The organism is Pseudoxanthobacter sp. M-2 (assembly GCF_046156265.1).
GTDB lineage: Bacteria > Pseudomonadota > Alphaproteobacteria > Rhizobiales > Segnochrobactraceae > CAMDHY01.
In genome coordinates this window covers 106,933-127,366 of sequence record NZ_JAWDIR010000044.1, presented here as the reverse complement: position 1 = coordinate 127,366, position 20,434 = coordinate 106,933, and the positions used below count along the sequence as shown (strand labels likewise).

Annotated in this window: 21 protein-coding genes; 11 read left to right on the top strand and 10 right to left on the bottom strand. The window is 70.8% G+C overall.

Annotation, left to right across the window (positions count from 1 at the left end; translation table 11 throughout):
* The first annotated feature begins 7 nt into the window (after positions 1 to 7).
* Positions 8 to 865, top strand: coding sequence for an enoyl-CoA hydratase (locus RUR49_RS20385; RefSeq protein WP_409148454.1), 858 nt, complete (start codon positions 8 to 10; stop codon positions 863 to 865).
* Positions 866 to 875: 10 nt separating this feature from the next.
* The gene (locus RUR49_RS20380; RefSeq protein WP_409148268.1) at positions 876 to 1,397 is read left to right on the top strand and encodes a CoA-binding protein; all 522 of its coding nucleotides are present in this window, start codon (positions 876 to 878) and stop codon (positions 1,395 to 1,397) included.
* Positions 1,398 to 1,431: 34 nt separating this feature from the next.
* Here the strand turns inward: RUR49_RS20380 and tgt are convergent, their stop codons facing one another.
* The 5 genes from tgt to coaD all read right to left on the bottom strand — a co-directional run bounded on the left by tgt (position 1,432) and on the right by coaD (position 5,546).
* Positions 1,432 to 2,565 carry a tRNA guanosine(34) transglycosylase Tgt gene (tgt, locus tag RUR49_RS20375; RefSeq protein ID WP_409148267.1) on the bottom strand — a complete coding sequence of 378 codons (1,134 nt, stop codon included), beginning with the start codon at positions 2,563 to 2,565 and terminating at the stop codon, positions 1,432 to 1,434.
* Positions 2,562 to 3,905, bottom strand: coding sequence for a tRNA preQ1(34) S-adenosylmethionine ribosyltransferase-isomerase QueA (gene queA, locus RUR49_RS20370; protein WP_409148266.1), 1,344 nt, complete (start codon positions 3,903 to 3,905; stop codon positions 2,562 to 2,564). Before queA ends, tgt begins: the two co-directional genes overlap by 4 nt.
* 40 nt (positions 3,906 to 3,945) lie before the next feature.
* Positions 3,946 to 4,413 (bottom strand): peptidylprolyl isomerase, encoded by a 468-nt coding sequence (locus RUR49_RS20365; protein ID WP_409148265.1) that lies wholly within the window; start codon positions 4,411 to 4,413, stop codon positions 3,946 to 3,948.
* A 62-nt stretch (positions 4,414 to 4,475) separates the two neighbouring features.
* Entirely contained in the window at positions 4,476 to 4,991 is a 516-nt protein-coding gene (locus tag RUR49_RS20360) for a peptidylprolyl isomerase (protein ID WP_409148264.1), read from the bottom strand.
* A 45-nt stretch (positions 4,992 to 5,036) separates the two neighbouring features.
* Positions 5,037 to 5,546, bottom strand: coding sequence for a pantetheine-phosphate adenylyltransferase (gene coaD / locus RUR49_RS20355; protein WP_409148263.1), 510 nt, complete (start codon positions 5,544 to 5,546; stop codon positions 5,037 to 5,039).
* Between the two features lie 224 nt (positions 5,547 to 5,770).
* On the opposite strand from coaD, the gene RUR49_RS20350 reads away from it, so the two are divergent.
* Positions 5,771 to 6,070: a hypothetical protein gene (locus RUR49_RS20350; protein ID WP_409148262.1), complete on the top strand. Its 300-nt coding sequence runs from the start codon at positions 5,771 to 5,773 to the stop codon at positions 6,068 to 6,070.
* 199 nt (positions 6,071 to 6,269) lie between these two features.
* Here the strand turns inward: RUR49_RS20350 and gyrA are convergent, their stop codons facing one another.
* Positions 6,270 to 8,936, bottom strand: a complete 2,667-nt coding sequence (gyrA, locus tag RUR49_RS20345) for a DNA gyrase subunit A (protein WP_409148453.1) — start codon at positions 8,934 to 8,936, stop codon at positions 6,270 to 6,272.
* Positions 8,937 to 9,254: 318 nt separating this feature from the next.
* On the opposite strand from gyrA, the gene RUR49_RS20340 reads away from it, so the two are divergent.
* Both RUR49_RS20340 and RUR49_RS20335 read left to right on the top strand, forming a co-directional pair.
* Complete coding sequence (locus tag RUR49_RS20340) at positions 9,255 to 9,890, top strand: MarC family protein (protein ID WP_409148261.1); 636 nt, start codon at positions 9,255 to 9,257, stop codon at positions 9,888 to 9,890.
* 110 nt (positions 9,891 to 10,000) lie between these two features.
* On the top strand, positions 10,001 to 11,434 hold the full coding sequence (locus RUR49_RS20335) for a hypothetical protein (protein ID WP_409148260.1): 1,434 nt from the start codon (positions 10,001 to 10,003) through the stop codon (positions 11,432 to 11,434).
* A gap of 41 nt (positions 11,435 to 11,475) precedes the next feature.
* Here RUR49_RS20335 and RUR49_RS20330 read toward each other — a convergent pair whose 3' ends face one another.
* Both RUR49_RS20330 and RUR49_RS20325 read right to left on the bottom strand, forming a co-directional pair.
* Entirely contained in the window at positions 11,476 to 11,874 is a 399-nt protein-coding gene (locus RUR49_RS20330; protein WP_409148259.1) for a DUF2306 domain-containing protein, read from the bottom strand.
* 66 nt (positions 11,875 to 11,940) lie between these two features.
* Positions 11,941 to 12,468 carry a single-stranded DNA-binding protein gene (locus RUR49_RS20325; RefSeq protein WP_409148258.1) on the bottom strand — a complete coding sequence of 176 codons (528 nt, stop codon included), beginning with the start codon at positions 12,466 to 12,468 and terminating at the stop codon, positions 11,941 to 11,943.
* A gap of 411 nt (positions 12,469 to 12,879) precedes the next feature.
* Between RUR49_RS20325 and RUR49_RS20320 the strand changes: the two genes are divergently transcribed.
* From RUR49_RS20320 to RUR49_RS20295, 6 genes are all read left to right on the top strand, one after another.
* Positions 12,880 to 13,473, top strand: coding sequence for an SAM-dependent methyltransferase (locus RUR49_RS20320; protein ID WP_409148257.1), 594 nt, complete (start codon positions 12,880 to 12,882; stop codon positions 13,471 to 13,473).
* 40 nt (positions 13,474 to 13,513) lie between these two features.
* Positions 13,514 to 14,371: an aldo/keto reductase gene (locus RUR49_RS20315; RefSeq protein WP_409148256.1), complete on the top strand. Its 858-nt coding sequence runs from the start codon at positions 13,514 to 13,516 to the stop codon at positions 14,369 to 14,371.
* Between the two features lies 1 nt (position 14,372).
* Complete coding sequence (locus tag RUR49_RS20310) at positions 14,373 to 15,917, top strand: UxaA family hydrolase (RefSeq protein ID WP_409148255.1); 1,545 nt, start codon at positions 14,373 to 14,375, stop codon at positions 15,915 to 15,917.
* A 48-nt stretch (positions 15,918 to 15,965) separates the two neighbouring features.
* Positions 15,966 to 17,594 carry an MFS transporter gene (locus tag RUR49_RS20305; protein WP_409148254.1) on the top strand — a complete coding sequence of 543 codons (1,629 nt, stop codon included), beginning with the start codon at positions 15,966 to 15,968 and terminating at the stop codon, positions 17,592 to 17,594.
* A 90-nt stretch (positions 17,595 to 17,684) separates the two neighbouring features.
* Positions 17,685 to 18,707, top strand: a complete 1,023-nt coding sequence (locus RUR49_RS20300; protein ID WP_409148253.1) for an LLM class flavin-dependent oxidoreductase — start codon at positions 17,685 to 17,687, stop codon at positions 18,705 to 18,707.
* Between the two features lie 78 nt (positions 18,708 to 18,785).
* Entirely contained in the window at positions 18,786 to 19,148 is a 363-nt protein-coding gene (locus RUR49_RS20295; RefSeq protein ID WP_409148252.1) for a hypothetical protein, read from the top strand.
* 36 nt (positions 19,149 to 19,184) lie between these two features.
* Here RUR49_RS20295 and RUR49_RS20290 read toward each other — a convergent pair whose 3' ends face one another.
* Both RUR49_RS20290 and RUR49_RS20285 read right to left on the bottom strand, forming a co-directional pair.
* The gene (locus RUR49_RS20290; protein ID WP_409148251.1) at positions 19,185 to 19,646 is read right to left on the bottom strand and encodes a hypothetical protein; all 462 of its coding nucleotides are present in this window, start codon (positions 19,644 to 19,646) and stop codon (positions 19,185 to 19,187) included.
* A 4-nt stretch (positions 19,647 to 19,650) separates the two neighbouring features.
* A complete protein-coding gene (locus tag RUR49_RS20285) occupies positions 19,651 to 20,328 on the bottom strand; it encodes a sigma-70 family RNA polymerase sigma factor (protein WP_409148250.1) in 678 nt (225 codons plus the stop codon).
* Between the last annotated feature and the right edge of the window lie 106 nt (positions 20,329 to 20,434).

Genomic DNA, 20,434 nt, shown 5'->3' with positions numbered 1-20,434 from the left:
CGTGAGCATCGACACCGCCCACCGGTCAGCGGCTGCGCCCTCGCCCGAAGCGGCGACGGCGCAGCCCGCGGCGGCCGCGCCGCTGGTGATCGAGGAGACGGCCGACGGCGTGCGGCGCCTCGTCCTCAATGACGGGCGGCGGCGCAACCCGCTGTCGGAGGCGATGCTGCTGTCGCTGTCCGACGCGTTGCGCGCGGCGGCGGCGGACCCCGCCGTGCACGTCGTGGTGCTCGCCGCCGACGGTCCCGCCTTCTCGGCCGGGCACGACCTCAAGGAGCTCACCGCCCACCGCGCCGACCCCGACCGTGGCCGGCGCTTCTTCGACTACACGATGCGCACCTGCGCCGACCTGATGACGCAGATCGTGCGGCTGCCGAAGCCGGTGATCGCCGAGGTGGAGGGTATCGCCACGGCCGCCGGCTGTCAGCTGGTGGCGAGTTGCGACCTCGCGGTCGCCGGCGCGGACGCCCGCTTCGCGACGCCGGGGGTGTCGATCGGGCTGTTCTGCTCGACGCCGATGGTGGCGCTGTCGCGCAACGTCGGCCGCAAGCACGCCATGCACATGCTCTTGACCGGCGACATGGTGGACGCCGAGCGGGCCCGCGAGATCGGGCTCGTCAACGAGGTGGTGCCGGCCGGCGAGGCGCGCGCCGCGGCCCACGCCCTCGCCGCCCGCATCGCCGCCCGTTCGCCCTTGACGCTGAAGATCGGCAAGGAGGCGTTCTACCGCCAGCTCGAGTACGACCTCGACGAGGCGTACACCTACGCGGCCGAGGTGATGGTCGAGAACATGATGGCGCGCGACGCCGAGGAAGGCATCGGCGCCTTCATCGAGAAGCGCGAGCCGACATGGGAAGGCCGGTGAGCCCGAGCGCATGAATCACGACACTTATCCGGACGAGTATATCCGCGCCGTCCTCGACGACGTGCGCACCATCGCCATGGTGGGGGCCAGCGCCAATGAGGTGCGTCCGTCCTACTTCGTGCTGAAGTACCTGCTGGCGAAGGGCTACCGGGTGCTGCCGATCAATCCCGGCCTCGCCGGCAAGGACCTGCTCGGCCAGCCCGTCTACGCCTCGCTTTCGGCGCTGCCGGAACCGGTCGACATGATCGACGTGTTCCGCAATTCCGAGGCCGCCGCCCAGGTGGTCGACGAGGCGATCGCGCTCGACCCGCGGCCGAAGGTGATCTGGATGCAGCTCGGCGTGCGCAACGACGCCGCCGCCGAGAAGGCCGAGGCGGCCGGCATCCGCGTCGTCATGAACCGCTGCCCGAAGATCGAGTATGGGCGGCTGTCGGGCGAGATTTCTTGGTCTGGCGTCAACTCCCGGACGCTGTCGTCGAAGCGGCCGGTCCGGCGCGAGGGCTTCCAGCGCCTCGGTCTGCGCGACAAGTAGACGGCCGCCCTGCCCCGAACGTGCGCGGCGCCCCTCAGGCGCGCGGCGGCTTCGCCCAGATGGTGCCGAGCTCGGCGCGCACCTCGGCGAAACGTCCGGCGGCGATCGCCTCCCTGAGCGTGCGCATCAGCGCCTGGTAGGTGGCGACGTTGTTCCAGGTGATCAGCATGGCGCCGAGCGCTTCGCCCGCCTTCACGAGGTGGTGCAGGTAGGCCTTCGAATAGTCGCGCGCCGCCGGGCAGTCGCTGTCGGGATCGAGCGGCGTCGGGTCCTCGGCGAAGCGGGCGTTCTTCAGGTTGATCGTGCCGGAGCGGGTGTAGGCGAGGCCGTGACGGCCGGCGCGCGTCGGCATCACGCAGTCGAACTGGTCGACGCCGCGCGCCACCGCCTCGACGATGTCGTGCGGGGTGCCGACGCCCATCAGGTAGCGCGGCTTGTCGGCCGGCAGGACGCCGCAGGCGACCTCGAGCATGGCGAGCATCACCGCCTGCGGCTCGCCGACGGCGAGCCCACCGATCGAATAGCCCTCGAACGGCATGGCAGACAACGCCTCGGCGGAGCGGATGCGCAGGCGCGTGTCGTCGCCGCCCTGGACGATGCCATAGAGCGCCTGGCCCTTGCCCGGCCCACCCATACCCTCGAACGCCGTGCGCGACCGCTCGGCCCAGCGCAGCGACAGCTCCATGCCCCGCTCGATCTCGGCCCGCTCGGCCGGCAGGCGGACGCACTCGTCGAGCTGCATCTGGATGTCGGAGCCGAGCAGGCCCTGGATCTCCACCGAGCGTTCCGGCGACATCATGTGGCGCGAACCGTCGATGTGGCTCTGAAAGGCGACGCCCTCCTCGGTGAGCTTCCGGAGGCTCGCGAGCGACATCACCTGGAAGCCGCCGGAATCGGTCAGGATCGTCTTCGGCCAGCGCATGAAGGTGTGCAGGCCGCCGAGCCGCGCCACCCGCTCGGCGGTCGGGCGCAGCATCAGGTGATAGGTGTTGCCGAGCACGACTTCCGCGCCGGTCGCCGCGACGTCCTCGGGGAACATCGCCTTCACCGTCGCCTGCGTGCCGACCGGCATGAAGGCCGGCGTCTCCACGGTGCCGTGGGCGGTGTGCAGGCGGCCGCGGCGGGCGGCGCCGTCGGTGGCGAGGAGCTCGAAGCCGAAGGGGGTCACCGCGGCGTCTCCGGGAACAGCAGCGACGCATCGCCGTAGGAATAGAAGCGGTAGCCGGTGGCGACGGCGTGGGCGTAGGCGGCCTGCATGGTGGCGAGGCCACTGAACGCGGAGACGAGCATGAACAACGTCGAGCGCGGCAGGTGGAAGTTCGTCATCAGCGCGTCGACGATGCGGAAGCGGTAGCCAGGCGAGATGAAGATGTCGGTGCCGCCGGCGAAGGGGTGCAGTGTGCCGCTGTCGTCGGCGGCGCTTTCGAGGATGCGCAGCGCCGTCGTGCCGACGGCGACGATGCGGCCGCCACTGGCGCGGACCGCATTGATGCGCGCCGCCACGTCCGGGGCGATCGTGCCGTGCTCGACGTGCATGCGGTGGCCCTCGAGGGTGTCGGTCTTCACCGGCAGGAAGGTGCCGGCGCCGACGTGCAGCGTCACGAAGGCATGGCCGATGCCGCGGGCTTCCAGCGCGGCGAAGAGCTCGGGCGTCAGGTGCAGGCCGGCGGTGGGGGCCGCGACGGCGCCGGGCTCGCGGGCATAGACGGTCTGGTAGTCGTGCCGGTCGGCAGCGTCCTCGGGCCGGCGGGCGGCGATGTAGGGCGGCAGCGGCATCCGCCCGATGCCGGCGATGGCGAGGTCGAGGTCCGGCCCGGAGAGCTCGAAGGCGAGCACGATCTCGCCCGCCTCGCGCTTCTCGGCGATGGTGGCGTGGAGGGTCGTGAGGGCACAGACGGGGGAGGACGGCGGTGCGGCGGGCATCGCCGCTCCGGCTGCGAGGGAGGCGTCTGTGGCGCCCCCCCTCCCTTCCCTCCCCCGCGAGGGGGGAGGGTTTTCGTCGTGCTCTTGGCCGAGGGATTGCCCCAAGTCCAAACGCGAACCCTCCCCCCTCGCGGGGGAGGTGGCCGGCGAAGCCGGTCGGAGGGGGGGCGCCCCGGGTGGGATGGCTGCCACCTTCTCGGCGGGTGAAACAGCCTCCCCGGCCGTCCCCTCCCCCACCGCCGCAAACGTGATCCGGTCGCCGACCTTCAGCCGCTTGCCGGGCTTCGCCAGCGCCAGCCAGCGGTCGGGGGCGAGGCGCTCGATGAGGGTCGCCTCGACCTGCACGATGCCGGCGCCGTCGCGACGGCGCAGGCCGTCGAGACGGGCCTCGATGACGCGGGTGTCGTTGAGGACGAGGAGGTCGCCGGGCCTGAGGAGCGAGGGCAGATCGCGGACGATGTGGTCGGCGAGCGGCGGCGTCTCGCCCGGGCGGACGACGAGCAGACGCGCCGCATCGCGCGGCCGCACGGGGCGGAGCGCGATGCGGTCGTCGGGAAGCTCGAAGTCGAAGTCGTCGGTGCGCACGGCGCGTCCCCCGCCGCGCCGGCCGCGGCCCAGTTCAGGCTCAGGCGGCGTCGGCCGCCACCTTCATCGACACGATCTTGTCGGGCTCGCGGACGGGCTCGCCGCGCTTGATCTTGTCGACGAATTCCATGCCCTCGGTGACCTCGCCCCAGACGGTGTACTGGCCGTCGAGGAAGCGGGACGGCGCGAAGCAGATGAAGAACTGGCTGTCGGCCGAATCCGGGCTCTGGGCGCGGGCCATCGAGCAGGTGCCGCGGACATGCGCCTCGCGGGAGAACTCCGCCTTCAACTTCTTGCCGGAGCCGCCCATGCCGGTGCCGGTCGGGTCGCCGGTCTGCGCCATGAAGCCGTCGATGACGCGGTGGAAGACGATGCCGTCATAGAAGCCCTCGCGCGCCAGCTCCTTGATGCGGGCGACGTGGTTGGGCGCCAGGTCCGGGCGCAGCTTGATGACGACGCGGCCGTGCGTCGTCTCCATGACGAGGGTGTTCTCGAGGTCGGCAGCCATACGTGTTTCTCCTTGCCGCGCCGGTCATCCGACCCGGGCGCTGATGGTCTCGGCCGCGCCGGTCACTGGACCTTGGCGCTGATGATCTTGTCGGGATTGGTCGGCGGCTCGCCGCGCTTGATCTTGTCGACGGCGTCCATGCCGCCCGTGACCTCGCCGACGATGGTGTACTGGCCGTCGAGCCAGGGGGCGTCGGCGAAGGTGATGAAGAACTGCGAGTTCGCGGAGTCCGGGTCGGCCGAGCGGGCCATGCCGATGGTGCCGCGCTTGAACTGCGCCTTGGTGGTGAACTCGGCCTTGAGGTCGGGGAGCTTGGAGCCGCCCATGCCGGTGCCGGTCGGGTCGCCGGTCTGGGCCATGAAGCCGTCGATGACGCGGTGGAAGACGACGCCGTTGTAGAAGCCTTCGTTCGCCAGCGTCTTCAGGCGCTCGACGTGGTTCGGCGCGAGATCGGGCCGGAGCTCGATCGTCACCGGCCCGTCCTTCAGCTCCAGCACCAGCGTCTCGGCACGAGCGGACAGGCTCCCGCCGGTCAGCATCGCGGCGGCGAAGACGAGGGCCGCGGCAAATCTCAGCATCGAGGTTCTCCCAGGAAGCGGCACGACGGCCGCGGACGTTCTTCTTCAGCGGCGGGCGAGGCGCCCGATGCGCGTGAGCACGGCGGGCGGCACGAAGGGCGAGACGTCGCCGCCCATGGCGGCGATCTGGCGGACGAGCGTGGCGGTGATGTGACGGACCGGCGGTGCCGCCGGCAGGAACACCGTCTGCACGTCGGGCGCCATGACGCCGTTCATGCCGGCCATCTGCATCTCGTAGTCTAGGTCGGTGCCGTCGCGCAGGCCCCGGACGATCACGGCGGCGCCGTGGGCGCGCGCAGCGTCGACGACGAGGCCGTCGAAGGAGACGACCGAGACCCTTGCACCCTCTGCCGGGCCGAACGCGGCGGCGGCCGCCTCGCCGATCATCTGGACGCGCTCGTCGAAGGAGAAGGCCGGCGCCTTGCCGGGGTGGACGCCGATCGCCGCCACGACCTTGTCGGCGATCCCGAGCGCCTGGCGCAGCACGTCGAGATGGCCGTTGGTCGGCGGATCGAACGAGCCGGCAAAGAGGGCGGTGCGGGGGGCGTGTGGCATCAGCGCCTCGATAGGGCAGCCGCCGCGCCTTGTCGAGCGAGCGATGCGGCACGCGGCGGTGTCGAAGCGGACCGCCGGCGGAACGAAACGGCGCTCCTGTGACTTCCATCACAAGCCGCCGGCGTCCTACCCGTTAAGGATTCCTTCATCAGGTTCGGCATCGGGCCGAGCCCCATCCACCGGCCACCCGCCAGGGGGCCGGCGTGAACCCCAGGGAGGGTTCGATGGCAAAGCACGTGCAGACGAAGGCTCGGACGGTCGCAGTCGCAGCGGTGCGCAAGGGCTTCAAGGCGGCCGACCTCGCCGTGTTCGGCGCGCTTGTGATCGCCGCGCTGCTGGTGGCGGTCGGCATTGCCCACTCGGGCTCCGAGAAGATCGCCGTGAAGACGGACCGCATGACCGTCGCGACCACCATGGCGCCGGTGTCGGAGGAGATGGTCACGATCTCCCATACCGACGAAACGACGCGGACCACGACTCTCACCCGGACGCCGCGGGAGCCGAGCTTCGGCTACGGCCTTTAGCTGGCCAAGACCGGGGGCCGGGGAATAGATCCCGGCGTGGACCGTTCCAAGATCAAGATCTTCGAGAACCAGGTCTTTCAAGAAGAACAAGCACTGCGACGCGGGCCGCGCACTTTCGCGCCGGCGACTGCGCCAAAGAACTCGGCCGGCCCGGACTATCCGGAGCCGGCCTCGTTCGTTCCGGCGAGCGCTCTGGCGTTCACTCGGCCTCGGGAACGCCCTCGGCGTCGGCGGCGTCCTCGTCCTCGCTGATGCGCTGGACGGAGACGACGCGCTCGCCCTCGGCGGTGTCGAAGACGATGACGCCCTGGGTGGCACGGCCGGCGAGGCGGATGCCGTCGACCGGGCAGCGGATCAGCTGGCCGCCATTAGTGACGAGCATGATCTGGTCGCTCTCGTCGACCGGGAAGGAGGCGACGAGGCGGCCGTTGCGGCCGTTCACCGCCATCGCGACGATGCCTTTGCCACCGCGGCCGGTGATGCGGTACTCGAACGACGAGGTGCGCTTGCCGTAGCCGTTCTCCGAGACGGTGAGCACGATCTGCTCGGCCGCGCTCATCTCGGCATAGCGGTCGGCGCCGAGCTCGACGCCGCCGCTGACGACGGCCCCCTCCTCCGCGTCCGCCTCGACCGCGCCGTCGTCGGCCTCGCCGGCGACCGCGCGGCGCATCTTGAGATAGGCCTGACGCTCCGCCGGGGCGGCGTCGAAGTGGTGCAGGATCGACATCGAGATGACGGTGTCGTCGGATGCCAGCGCGATGCCGCGCACGCCGGTGGAGGTGCGGCCGGCGAAGACGCGGACGTCGTCGACGGGGAAGCGGATGCACTGGCCGAGCGCCGTCGTCAGCAGCACGTCGTCACGCTCGGTGCAGACCTGCACGTCGACGATGCCGTCGCCCTCGTCGAGCTTCATGGCGATCTTGCCGTTGCGGTTCACCTGGGCGAAGTCCGACAGCTTGTTGCGCCTGACCGTGCCGCGGGTGGTGGCGAACATCACGTCGAGCTCCGCCCACGTCGCCTCGTCCTCCGGCAGCGGCAGGATCGAGGTGATCCGCTCGCCGGGATCGAGCGGCAGGAGGTTGACGAGGGCCTTGCCGCGGCCCTGCGGGGCGGCGATCGGCAGGCGCCACACCTTCATCTTGTAGGCCTGGCCGTGCGAGGAGAAGAACAGCACCGGCGTGTGCGTGTTCGCCACGAACAGGCGGGTGACGAAATCCTCCTCGCGCGTCGCCATGCCGGAGCGGCCCTTGCCGCCGCGCCGCTGCGCCCGGTAGGCGGCGAGCGGCACGCGCTTGACGTAGCCGGCGTGGCTGACGGTGACGACCATGTCCTCGCGCTGGATGAGGTCCTCGTCCTCGAGGTCGGCGCCACCCTCCATGATCTCGGTCTTGCGGGGCGTCGCGAACTCGTCACGGATTGCGGCGAGCTCGCCCTTGACGATGTCCAGCACGCGCGCCCGCGAGCCCAGGATCTCGAGGTAGTCCTTGATTTCGGCGGCGAGCTTCTCGAGCTCGTTGGCGATCTCGTCGCGGCCGAGCGCGGTCAGGCGCTGCAGGCGGAGATCGAGGATCGCCTTCGCCTGCTCGTCGGACAAGCGGTAGGTGCCGCCCTCGGCGAGGCGGTGGCGCGGATCGTCGATGAGGGCGAGCAGCGGCGCCATGTCCTTGGCCGGCCAGTCGCGCGCCATCAGCTGCGCCTTGGCGGTGGCGGGATCCGGCGCCTGGCGGATCAGCCGGATGACCTCGTCGATGTTGGCGACGGCGATGGCGAGTCCGACCAGGATGTGGGCGCGGTCACGGGCGCGGCCGAGCAGGTACTTGGTGCGCCGGCCGACCACCTCCTCGCGGAAGGCGATGAAGGCGGTGAGCAGGTCGGAGAGCGTCATCAGCTCCGGCCGGCCGCCGTTCAGCGCCACCATGTTGACGCCGAACGTCGTCTGCAGCGGCGAGAACCGGTAGAGCTGGTTCAGCACCACGTCGGCGGTGGCATCACGGCGCAGCTCGATCACGACGCGCAGGCCGTCGCGATCGGACTCGTCGCGCATGTCGGAGATGCCCTCGACGCGCTTGTCGCGCACGAGCTCGGCGATCTTCTCGACCATCGACGCCTTGTTCACCTGGAACGGGATGCTGTTGATGATGATCGCTTCGCGTTCCTTGCGGATCGTCTCGATCTCGACATGGCCGCGCATGACGATCGAGCCGCGGCCGGTGAGGAAGGCCTGGCGGATGCCGGAGCGGCCGAGGATGATGCCACCGGTCGGGAAGTCCGGGCCCGGCACGATCTCCATCAGCCTTTCGAACGACAGCGCCGGATCGTCGATCATGGCGATGCAGGCGTCGATGACCTCGCCGAGATTGTGCGGCGGGATGTTGGTCGCCATGCCGACGGCGATGCCGCCGGCGCCGTTGGCGAGCAGGTTCGGGAACTTCGCCGGCAGCACCACGGGCTCGCGCTCGGAGCCGTCGTAGTTCTCCTGGTAGTCGACCGTCTGCTTGTCGAGGTCGTCGAGGAGGCCGTTCGTCACCTTCTCGAGGCGGACCTCGGTGTAGCGCATCGCCGCCGGCGGATCGCCGTCCACCGAGCCGAAGTTGCCCTGGCCGTCGATCAGCCTGAGGCGCATGGAGAATTCCTGCGCCATGCGGACGAGCGCATCGTAGACTGACTGGTCGCCGTGCGGGTGATACTTACCGATGACGTCGCCGACGACGCGGGCCGACTTGCGGTAGGGCTTGTTCCACTCGAAGCCGTTCTCCGACATCGAGAACAGGATGCGGCGGTGCACCGGCTTCAGGCCGTCGCGGGCGTCCGGCAGGGCGCGCGAGACGATGACGCTCATCGCATAGTCGAGATAGGATCGACGCATCTCGTCGGTGATCGACACCGGGCGAACGTCGGTCGGATCGGAGCCGGCGGCAGGCTGGTCTTTGTCGGCCAAGTCGAAGAAATCCGGGCAGTTGAAGCGTTGCGCGCTTATAGCCGATTCAGGTCGGCGCCGCCACGCGCACATTGCGCCGCGAAAGCTTTCCTTTTCTCATCATTTTCAGTGTCTTAGTTCGGGCGCGGCGATCTCGCGCCGGCTGATGGTGGCCCCGATGTGGCGCGGCTACCCTCTCGGGCGCCCCTCGACGGCCCGCATTACCCGCCCTATCGTCGCGAAGCTTCGGCGGAGCGGCGGCTGGCGATGGACACGGAATACCTCATCAGCGCCTTCACGACGCTCTTCGTCATCATCGACCCGCCGGGACTCGCGCCGATCTTCATCGCCGTCACCGCCGGCCTGCAGCCCGAAGAGCGGCGGCTGGTGGCGATCCGCAGCTGTGTGGTCGCGACGCTGATCCTGCTCGCCTTCGCGCTCGCCGGCTCGCACCTGCTCGCCTTCCTCGGCATCTCGCTGTCGGCCTTCCGCGTCGCAGGCGGCCTGCTGATGTTCTGGATCGCCTTCGAGATGGTGTTCGAGCGCCGCCAGGACCGCAAGGCGGCCTCGGCCGAGCGCGCGCTCCACGTCGACGAGATCCACGGCATGGCTGTGTTTCCGCTGGCGATCCCGCTGATCTCGGGGCCGGGGGCCATCTCCGCCACGGTCGTCATCGGCTCGCAGGCACCGTCGGTCGGCCACTTCGCGATCCTGATCGGGATCGTGCTCGCCATCATGGCGATGACGCTCGCGGTGTTTCTCGCCGCCGGCCCGATCGACAAGCGCCTCGGCGCCACCGGGCGTGCCGTCATCACCCGGCTGTTCGGCCTCGTCCTGGCGGCCTTGTCGGTGCAGATCGTGGCGGACGGAACCAAGACGCTGATGGCAGCGCCGGTGATGTGAGGGGCCGCCACCATCCCCGTGATGCGCGTCACTGCGGCGGCCAGGGGGCGGGGCGAAACTGACGGCATGACTGAAAGCGCCGCCAGATGGCGGCCGGGGGACCCAAGGCGATGGCGACGATCCTTTTCCAGACGGATGATGGCCTCGATCCGCGAGGCGTCCTGATCGAGACGCTGGCGAACGGCGTCGTCGAGAGCTTCGCGGCCGACGAGATCGTCTTCTTCGACGAGGCGACGGGCGTGCGCATCACGCTCGGCGGTTCGGGCTTCTCGCGCGACGAGGACGGCACCTTCACCGGAGGGGTCGTCGAGACGATCACCTGGGCAGCGGGCGACGACGTGCTGGCGACGGGCGAGTTCTTCTCGCTCGGCGCGGCGGCGCTCTGGGCGGCGGCGCAGGACGCGGCCGACGGCGACGACGGCCCCATCAATGCGCTCCTCGACACCAACACCTACGGCATCCAGGGCGGCGGCGGCGACGACCGGATCGTGGGCGGGCGGGGCAACGACTTCCTCGTCGGCGGTGCGGGAGACGACGACATCGCCGGGCGCGGCGGTTTCGACGTCCTCGACTACACCGGCGACGGCGGGGCCGGCGGGGTAGTGGTGGACCTCGCCGCGGGCGAAGCGACGGACACCCACGGCGACACCGACGCGATCAGCGGGATCGAGGCCGTCCGCGGCTCCTTCGTCGCCGACCGCATCCTCGGCTCCGACCGCAAGGAAACCTTCACGGGCTTCGGCGGCAACGACCTCTTCGACGGTCGCGGCGGCTTCGACACGGTCGACTATTCCGAAGAGGACGGCGGGGCGGGCGTCACCGTCGATCTGCTCTCGCGCCGTGCCACCGACAGCTTCGGTGATACCGACCGGCTGAAGTCGATCGAGGCGGTGCGCGGCACGGGCCTCGCCGACGAACTCCTCGGGCGCGACGTCGACGACGTCTTCGAAGGTCTCGCCGGCGACGACGTCATCGACGGGCGCGGCGGCGTCGATCTCGTCCGCTACGACCGCGAGGGCGGCGCGATCCAGGGCATCGACGTCGATCTCACCGCCGGCACGGCAACGGACGGCTTCGGCGACACCGACAGCCTCGCCGGCATCGAGAACGTCCGCGGCGGCGCGCTTGCCGATCGCATCCGCGGCGACGTCGAGGCGAACCGGCTGGAGGGCGGCGGCGGCAACGACCGCCTGACGGGCCTCGACGGCGCCGACAGCCTGTTCGGCGATGCCGGTCTCGATGTCCTCAACGGCGGCAAGGGCGGCGATCTCCTCGACGGCGGCGAGCGCGCCGATTCGCTCACCGGCGGCAAGGGTGCCGACACCTTCCGCTTCCTCGACGATTTCGGCCGCGACCGCATCCTCGACTTCACCGCGGCCGACGTCGTCGATCTGCGCGGCCTCTCGGGCGCCGACGAGTTCGGCGACATCCGCCAGCGCACCGACGCGGACGGCAATGCCGTCGCCGACCTGCGCGGCGGCGACACCATCACCTTCGTCGGACTGACGTGGGACGACCTGTCGGCGGAGGACTTCCTGTTCTGACGCTGAGGCTTTGCCCGGCCGATGGCCGGGCAAAGCCGCGTTCAGCTGCCGAACACCACCGCGTGCATGACGCGGCCGGGCAGCAGCGTGAAGGCGCCGGCGAGAACGAGGGCGAAGAAGAACAGCTGGATCATCGCGCGCCGGTGACGGGCGACCTGGTGGCGCCGCGCGGCGAAGACCGCCGCCGGCACGCTGACGATCACAAGAAGCGACAACAAGTGAATGGGGCTCCACGGGCCCCAGACGCGCAACTCGTGGATCCACAGCGACGAGACGGCGACGACGAGCATCAGCCCCGCCCAGATCCAGCCGGCGAAGCGGTGCGCACGGGTGCCCTTCAGGGCGACCAGTTGGCCTATGCCGAGCAGGAGGGCGGCGATCGCCGCGAAGGCGTGCAGCTGGATGACCGGCGCGGTGGCGAAGAGCGGCGCGAAACTCACCCCACCCTCCGCCGACAGCTCAGAACGGGATTGGCGCAGACCGGACGGGCTCGGAGCCGCTCGTGGTCAGAACGGGATGTCGTCGTCGAGCTCGCCGGCGAACGACGTCTCACGCCCGCGGCCACCGGCGGGTCCGCCACGATCACCGAGGTCGGCGCCGCCACCGCCGCCGCGCTCCATCGGCGAGCCGCGCCCGAAGTCGCTGCCGCCACCGCTGCGCTCCATCTGGCCGCCGCCCTCGCCGCGTCCGTCGAGCATGGTCAGATTCGAGTTGAAGCCCTGCAGCACGACTTCCGTCGAGTAGCGGTCATTGCCTTCCTTGTCCTGCCACTTGCGCGTCTGCAGGGCACCCTCGAGATAGACCTTCGAGCCCTTGCGCAGATACTGCTCGGCGATCTTGCAGAGGCCTTCGTTGAAGACGACGACAGTGTGCCATTCCGTCTTCTCGCGGCGCTCGCCGGAATTCTTGTCGCGCCAGCTCTCGGAGGTGGCGATGCGCAGGTTGGCGATCGGGCGACCGTCCTGGGTTCGACGGATCTCAGGGTCGGCCCCGAGGTTGCCGATCAGGATCACCTTGTTGACGCTGCCGGCCATGTCCCGTCTCCTCTCAAGCCTTCATATCCCGATGCCGTCGGTCCGATGCTGCAGGCCAGACGCCACCGCCCCGTCGAGCAGTCGCGCCCCGCGCCGCTCTCCGCGCGTCTGGCGCGAGGACGCGCCGCGCCGCCGGCCCGGGGATGGGAGCGGCACCGTAGGCGCGCCGTCGCACTGGAGTCCACCGCTCCCGCCCGGCGACCGCGAGTTGTCCCCCGCCGATACGCCTGCAGCAGCAGCAGCAGACGCCTCACGCATCAATGTTCGCTTTTTGTTCTATCATGTCGATCCCCCCGTGACAAGGGGCTCGTGACCGCCCTCATCCGGCCTCTTGCGCGCGGCAGGAGTCGGGAGTCGTATGCATCCCGCCCCGTCGCCCTCCGGGCCGGACCGACTCCCGTGGAAGCCAGCATGCACGACCGCCGCACCACCCTCCGCGGCCCCGACTACTTCGAGACGCGTTACTCAGCCCACCCGGACCCGTGGCGGGTCGCGAGCAGCGAGTACGAGGCGGGCAAGTACGCCGCGAGCCTCGCCGCGCTGCCGGCCGCCCGCTATGCATCCGCGCTCGACGTCGGTTGCGCGATCGGCGTGTTCACACGGGCGCTGGCCGGGCGGTGCGACCGCGTCCTCGGGCTCGATGTCAGCCCGACGGCGGTCGAGGCGGCGGTGGCACGCTGCCGCGACCTTCCCCACGTCGCCATTGCAGCGATGCAGGTGCCGCAGCAGTGGCCCGACGGCCGCTTCGCCCTGATCGTGCTGTCAGAGATCCTCTACTACCTCTCCGACGACGACCTCGCGGCCCTGGCGCGGCGGGTGGAGACCTCGCTCGCACCCGGCGGCACGCTGCTGCTCGTCCACTGGACGGGGGCCGACGCCGGCCGCAGCGCCGGCGACGTCGCGGTGGCGGTGTTCGAGGCGGGGCTCGGCACTGCCGTGCGGGAGGTTCACCGCACGCGCACCGCGGACTATCGTCTCGACGTGCTGGAGCGAACCGCGTCCTGACGCGACCGACAACAACAACCACGCCGGGAGGCGACCACCGATGACGACCACCGCCCTACGCACCGCAGACGTTCCGATCGCCGTCGCCGCCACCGGTGCCCGCATTCCCGTGATCGGCTACGGCACCGGCGGCGGCGGGCGCGTCACGGCCGAGACGGTCGCCGCCGCGCTCGCCTGCGGCTATCGCCACATCGACACGGCGCGGAAGTACGGCACGGAGCCGCAAGTCGGCGCCGGCCTGAAGGCGGGCGGCGTGCCGCGCGACGAAATCTTCCTGACCACCAAGGTCTCCCACGAGAACCTCGCGCCCGCCGACTTCGAGCGATCGACGATGGAGAGCCTCGAGACGCTGGGCACCGACTATGTCGACCTGCTGATGGTGCACTGGCCGCTGCCGACGATGGACCTCCAGGCGACGATGGGGGCGCTCGCCGAGATGAAGCGGCGCGGCTTTGCCCGCTACATCGGCGTCGCCAACTTCAACGCCACGCTGCTGGAGGAGGCGGTGCGGTTCTGCCCGGAGCCGCTGTCGGCGCTGCAGGTGGAGTTCCATCCCTTCCTCGACCAGTCGCGCATGCAGGCGCTCTGCCGGAAGCTCGGCCTCGTCTTCGTCTCCTACTGCCCACTCGCTCGCGGACGGGTGCTCGACGCGCCGGTCCTCGCCGAAATCGCCGCGGCACACGGGCGGACGCCGTCGCAGGTGGCGCTGCGCTACATCATCCAGCACGAGGGCGTCGCGGCCATTCCCGGCTCCGGCAACCCGGAGCGGATCGCCGAGAACCTCGCCGCCGCGACGTTCACCCTGAGCGAGGACGAGATGGCCCGCATCGCTGCCCTTGCGCGGCCCGACGGCCGCCTCGTCAGCCCGGCTGGCCGCGCTCCGGACTGGGCGGCCTGAGATGGACACCCCCACCTCCGCCACCCTCCCCGCCGGCCCGCGCACCCTGCGCCTCGCCGAGACCGACAACGTCGTCGTCGCCGTCGACGCCATCGCCGCCGGTGCGGTGGCGGCGGGCATCACGGCACGCGCCCGCGTCATGCGGGGCCACAAGATGGCCGTCGCCCCGATCGCCGCCGGCGAGCCGGTGCGCAAGTACGGCCAGGTGATCGGCTTCGCCACCGAGGCGATCGCGCCGGGCGACCACGTCCACACCCACAACTGTGCCTTCGCCGCCTTCGCCCGCGACTACGCCTATGCGAGCGAGGCGAAGGATGAGCACGTGCTGCCGGTCGCCGAGCAGGCGACCTTCGAGGGCTTCCGCCGCGCGAGCGGCAAGGTCGGCACGCGCAACTACATCGGCGTGCTCACCTCGGTGAACTGCTCGGCCACCGTCGCCCGCTTCATCGCGGCGGAGGTGGAGCGGTCGGGCATGCTCGACGCCTACCCGCACATCGACGGCGTCATCCCGCTCGTTCACGGCACCGGCTGCGCCATGGATCTCAAGGGTGAGGGCTACGAGGTCCTGAAGCGCACCCAGTGGGGCTATGCGGCGAACCCCAACATGGGCGGCGTCGTCATGGTCGGGCTCGGCTGCGAGGCGTTCCAGATCGACCGCTTCATGGAAGCCTACGGGCTGAAGCACAGCGACACCTTCCGAACCTTCACCATCCAGGAGGTTGGCGGCACGAAGAAGACGGTCGCCGCCGGCGTCGCGGCGATCGCCGAGATGCTGCCGGTGGTGGACCGCGCCCGCCGCGAGACGGTGCCGGCGTCGGAACTGCTCGTTGCCCTGCAGTGCGGCGGCTCGGACGGCTATTCGGGCATCACCGCCAACCCGGCGCTCGGCGCCGCCGTCGACCGGCTTGTCCACCACGGCGGCACGGCGATCCTGTCGGAGACGCCGGAGATCTACGGCGCCGAGCACCTTCTCACCCGCCGCGCCGCGACGCGCGAGGTCGGCGAGAAGCTCGTCGAGATCATCCGCTGGTGGGAGGAGTACACGGCGCGCAATCGCGGCTCGATGGACAACAACCCTTCCCCCGGCAACAAGGCGGGCGGCCTCACCACCATCCTCGAGAAGTCGCTCGGCGCCGCGGCCAAGGGCGGCTCGACGACGCTCAACGCCGTCTACCACTATGCCGAGCAAGTGACCGCCAAGGGCTTCGTGTTCATGGACACGCCCGGCTACGACCCTGTCGCCGCGACCGGCCAGGTGGCGGGGGGCGCCAACCTCCTCTGCTTCACCACCGGCCGCGGTTCCGCCTATGGCTGCAAGCCGACGCCATCGATCAAGCTCGCCACCAACTCCGACATCTACCGTCGCATGATCGACGACATGGACATCGACTGCGGCGACATCCTCGACGGCGTGTCGATCGCGGCGAAGGGCGAGGAGATCTTCGCCGCGATGCTGCGGGTGGCGTCGGGCGAGCGGACGAAGTCGGAGGAGCTCGGCTACGGTGACGCCGAGTTCGTGCCGTGGCAGATCGGGGCGGTGATGTAGGAGGGGGAACGCCCGAGCACCCCTCCCCTCCCGACTGAAGGTCGAGCCGTGACGCCACCTCCCGACCCGGCCGCCGCAAAGCCCGTGCCCGGCAGCTTCGCGCCGCTGGCGCGGCCGGTGTTCGCGGTGCTGTGGGCGGCCACCGTGCTCGGCAACACCGGCTCGTTCATGCGCGACGTGGCGAGCGCGTGGCTCGTCACCGATCTCTCGGCATCTCCGACTGCCGTTGCGATGATCCAGGTGGCGGGCACGCTGCCGGTCTTCCTGCTCGCCATTCCGGCCGGCGTGCTCTCCGACATCCTCGACCGGCGCAAGTTCCTGATCCTCGTGCAGATGATGCTGGCGGCCGTCAGCCTGGCGCTGCTGCTCATCGCCCAGAGCGGGCTGATGACGGTCTCCGCCCTGGTGGCGCTGACCTTCGCCGGCGGCGTCGGGGCCGCGCTGATGGCGCCGACCTGGCAGTCGATCGTGCCGGAACTGGTGCCGCGGGCGGAGCTGAAGAACGCCGTCGCCCTCAATTCGCTCGGCATCAACATCGCCCGCGCCATCGGGCCGGCGGCCGGCGGCGCGCTGGTCGCCGCGTTCGGCGCCGCCGTCACCTACGGCATCGATGTCGCGAGCTATGTTGTCGTCATCGCAGCGCTCCTGTGGTGGAAGCGGCCGGCGGGCGCCGACGATGGGCTCTCCGAGCAGTTCTTCGGCGCCTTCCGGGCGGGGCTGCGCTATGCGCGGGCGAGCCGGCCGCTGCACGTCGTGCTGTTGCGGGCGGTGGTGTTCTTCGCCTTCGCCAGCGCCGTCTGGGCACTGCTGCCGCTGGTGGCGCGCACGCTGCTCGGTGGCGGCGCCGGTTTCTACGGGCTGCTCCTCGGCGCGGTCGGGGCAGGCGCCATCGCCGGGGCGCTGGCGCTGCCGCGGCTGCGGGCGCGCCTCGGCTCCGACGGGCTGATGCTGGCGGCGGCCGTCGTCACCGCGGCGGCGATGGCGGCGCTGGCGCTCGCACCCCCGCAGCCGGTCGCGGTCGGCGTGCTGTTCTGCCTCGGCATCGCCTGGATCGTCGCGCTGACGACGCTGAACGGCACCGCCCAGGCGATCCTGCCGAACTGGGTGCGCGGCCGCGCGCTCGCCGTCTACCTCACCGTCTTCAACGGCGCGATGGCCGGCGGCAGCCTAGCCTGGGGCCTCATTGCGCAGCAGGCCGGCATCGCCGGGGCGCTGGCGCTGTCGGCGGCGGGGCTGCTCGTCGCCGGCTTCCTCCTTCACCGCGTGCCGCTGCCGGTGGGAGAGGCCGACCTCGTCGCTTCCAACCACTGGCCCGAGCCGCTGACGGCGGCGCCGATCGAGGGCGACCGCGGGCCAGTGATGGTGCAGATCGAATATCGCATCCGCCCCGACGATCGTTCGGCCTTCCTCGCCGCTCTCGGCCGCCTCGCCGGAGAGCGCCGCCGCGACGGCGCCTACGCCTGGGGCGTCACCGAGGACGCCGCCGACGCCGAGCGGATCGTCGAGTGGTTCATGGTGGAATCCTGGGACGAGCACCTGCGCCAGCACCAGCGCGTCTCGGTGGCCGATGCGGACGTGCAGCGCGCGGCGACAGCATTCCACATCGGCGAGGAGCCGCCGCTCGTCCGCCACCTCATCACCGTCGACGCGCCGGGTCCCCGCTTCGACGCGGGTTGACGCCGGCAGCCGGAGCGCCCACCTGCGGCGGCGACGGCGCGCCCCCTCCTCCCCCTCGCCGCGCCCCTTTTCCCGTCCACGGAGTGACGCGTGAAGACCATCGGCTTTCTTTCGTTCGGCCACTGGAACCCGTCGCCCCGCTCCGGCACGCGCTCGGCCGCCGACGCGCTCCTGCAGTCGATCGACCTCGCCGTCGCGGCGGAGGAGCTCGGCGCCGACGGCGCCTATTTCCGCGTCCACCATTTCGCCCGCCAGCTCGCCTCGCCGTTTCCGCTCTTGGCCGCGGTCGGCGCCCGCACGCGGAAAATCGAGATCGGCACCGCCGTCATCGACATGCGCTACGAGAACCCGCTCTACATGGCCGAGGACGCCGGCGCCGCCGACCTCATCGCCGGCGGCCGCCTGCAGCTCGGCATCAGCCGCGGCTCGCCCGAGCAGGTGATCGACGGCTGGCGCTACTTCGGCTACCAGCCCGGCCCCGAGGAGAGCCCGGGCGACATGGCGCGGCGCCATGCCGAGGTGTTCCTCGGCGTGCTCGGCGGCGAGGGCTTCGCCACGCCCAATCCGCGGCCGATGTTCCCCAATCCGCCAGGGCCACTGCGCCTCGAGCCCCATTCGGCGGGCCTGCGCGAGCGCATCTGGTGGGGCGCCTCGTCGAACGCCACCGCCGTCTGGGCGGCCGAGCGCGGCATGAACCTGCAGAGCTCGACGCTCAAGGACGACGAGACCGGCGAGCCGCTGCACATCCAGCAGGCGAAGCAGATCCGCGCCTATCGCGAGGCCTGGGCGGCGGCCGGCCACACCCGCACGCCGCGCGTCTCGGTGAGCCGCAGCATCTTCGCTCTCGTCGACGATCGCGACCGCGCCTACTTCGGCGGCAGCGGCGAGGAGGGCGACACGATCGGCTTCATCGACGAGAAGACCCGCGCCGTCTTCGGCCGCAGCTATGCGGCCGAGCCGGACAAGCTCGTCGAGCAGCTGCGCCAGGACGAGGCGATCGCCGAGGCGGACACGCTGCTCCTGACGGTGCCGAACCAGCTCGGCGTCGACTACAACGCCCACGTCATCGAGGCGATCCTCACCCACGTCGCGCCGCCCCTCGGCTGGCGCTGAGCCGCCGCGGGACCTCTGCGCATCGGAACATCTCGTCCTCCTGCCGGTTCGTGTTCGAACAGACAGAAGGAGAACCAGATGTCCGATGCAGCAAGGCCGCCGCTGGGGCCCGTCGGAGGACGCGAGCGCGCCGCGCGGACGTCCGGCGAACCCAACGGCCCGCGCCCACCCGTCCTGGACGTCGTCGACCGGCCGGCTCGCGACATCGAGAACCGGCTCACGCCGGATCAGTCCTCGAACGTCGTCGAGAGCGCGGTACCGCCCCATAGCACCGGGCTGGATGTGGCCGTGCGGGGTTTTCACGGCGGGGTCGAGCATTCCCAGGAGATGCGGGCGGCCCGGCGCGCGGACGAGGCTACTGCTCCCGCCTCCGCGGCCGGCAGCGGAGCAGGACGCACGGCCACCCCTGCGCCGTCCGAGACCGACCGGAGAGGTTCCTGACGCCGCCGTCGCGGCACCGATGGGCCGCGTCGTCCGTCAGCGGCGCGGCCGCTCCGACAGCCAGCCGCCGACGGCGAGACCGAGCGCGAGGACGGCGTAGGTTGTGGCGACGCTGCGCTTGGGCAGCACCAGCTCCCAGCCCGGGGTCAGCCGTTTCGGCATTACGCCGTAGTCGACGACCGCGGCGATCGCCGTGATGGCTGCGGCATTGCGGAAGAGGACCGGGGCTCCCGGGCGCCCGCGCAACCCGGCGAGGCGCTCGAAGAGGTAGGCCCAGAAGATCGACGAGGCGTGGTGGGTGGCGTAGCCGACGAGGGTGCGGCCGACATCCGGCCCCGGCCTCCGTGCCGCGTCGTCGCCGTGCAGCCAGTGGCTCGTGGCGTTGACGGGCGCGACCGCAGGCCGCCCGGCGGCCCGCGAGAACAGTGCAAGAGCCACCGTGGTCGCGAGACTGGCGACCGTCCCGGACACGAGAGCGCGGGCGAGCGGTGCGGGCATCTTCTCACTCTCCTTGATGGACTGGGCGTGACCCTGCGAGACCGTCTTCGGGGGGAACGAACCGCTGGGTGACGGATCCGGGGCTCTGGCGGGCGGCCGGCGCCACCTTGCCTCTCAGCACGACACTGGAGGCGACCGGGGGATGCGTGCCAGCGCTACCGTCTGCCTCTGAGGGGAGCGTCGCCATCAGCCGCTCCAGGCGTTCGCGGCCGCGGCCGAGGCGGCTCTTGATCGTGCCGACGGCACAGCCGATCACCTCTGCCGCCTCCTCGTAGGAGAAACCCAACCCCCCGACGAGGACGAGCACTTCCTGCTGCTCCGGGGGCAGTACGGACAACAGGCTGCGAAGGTCGTTGAGGTCGACCACTCCGTCCTGCTCGGGCCTCGTCTGGAGGGTGGCGGCCAAGGCCTCGTAGTTGGTGGTGTTCTCCCGGCGGTGAACGATGTAGGCGGAACGCTGGCTGTTGCGCATGATCGTGAAAAGCCAAGACTTCAGGCGCGTCCCGGGCGTGTATTGGTGGAGGCTCTGGATCGCGCGCACCAGTGTGTCCTGGACGAGATCGTCGGCATCGGCTCGCTGATTGGTCAGGCTGAAGGCGAAGGCCCGCAGCGCCGGCAGCAGCTCCAAAATCTCCGCACGAACGCCGCCCTTCGGATCTGTCATGTCGTTCGCGTCTGCCATGCCTCTTCCCCACGAGAAGCGATGGGGAAGTCTCACCGGAACGATCTGTGTGAGGGAGGGTTCCACTAGCCCGGCTGCGATGCCCGTCGCGGTCGGGTGCATCGGG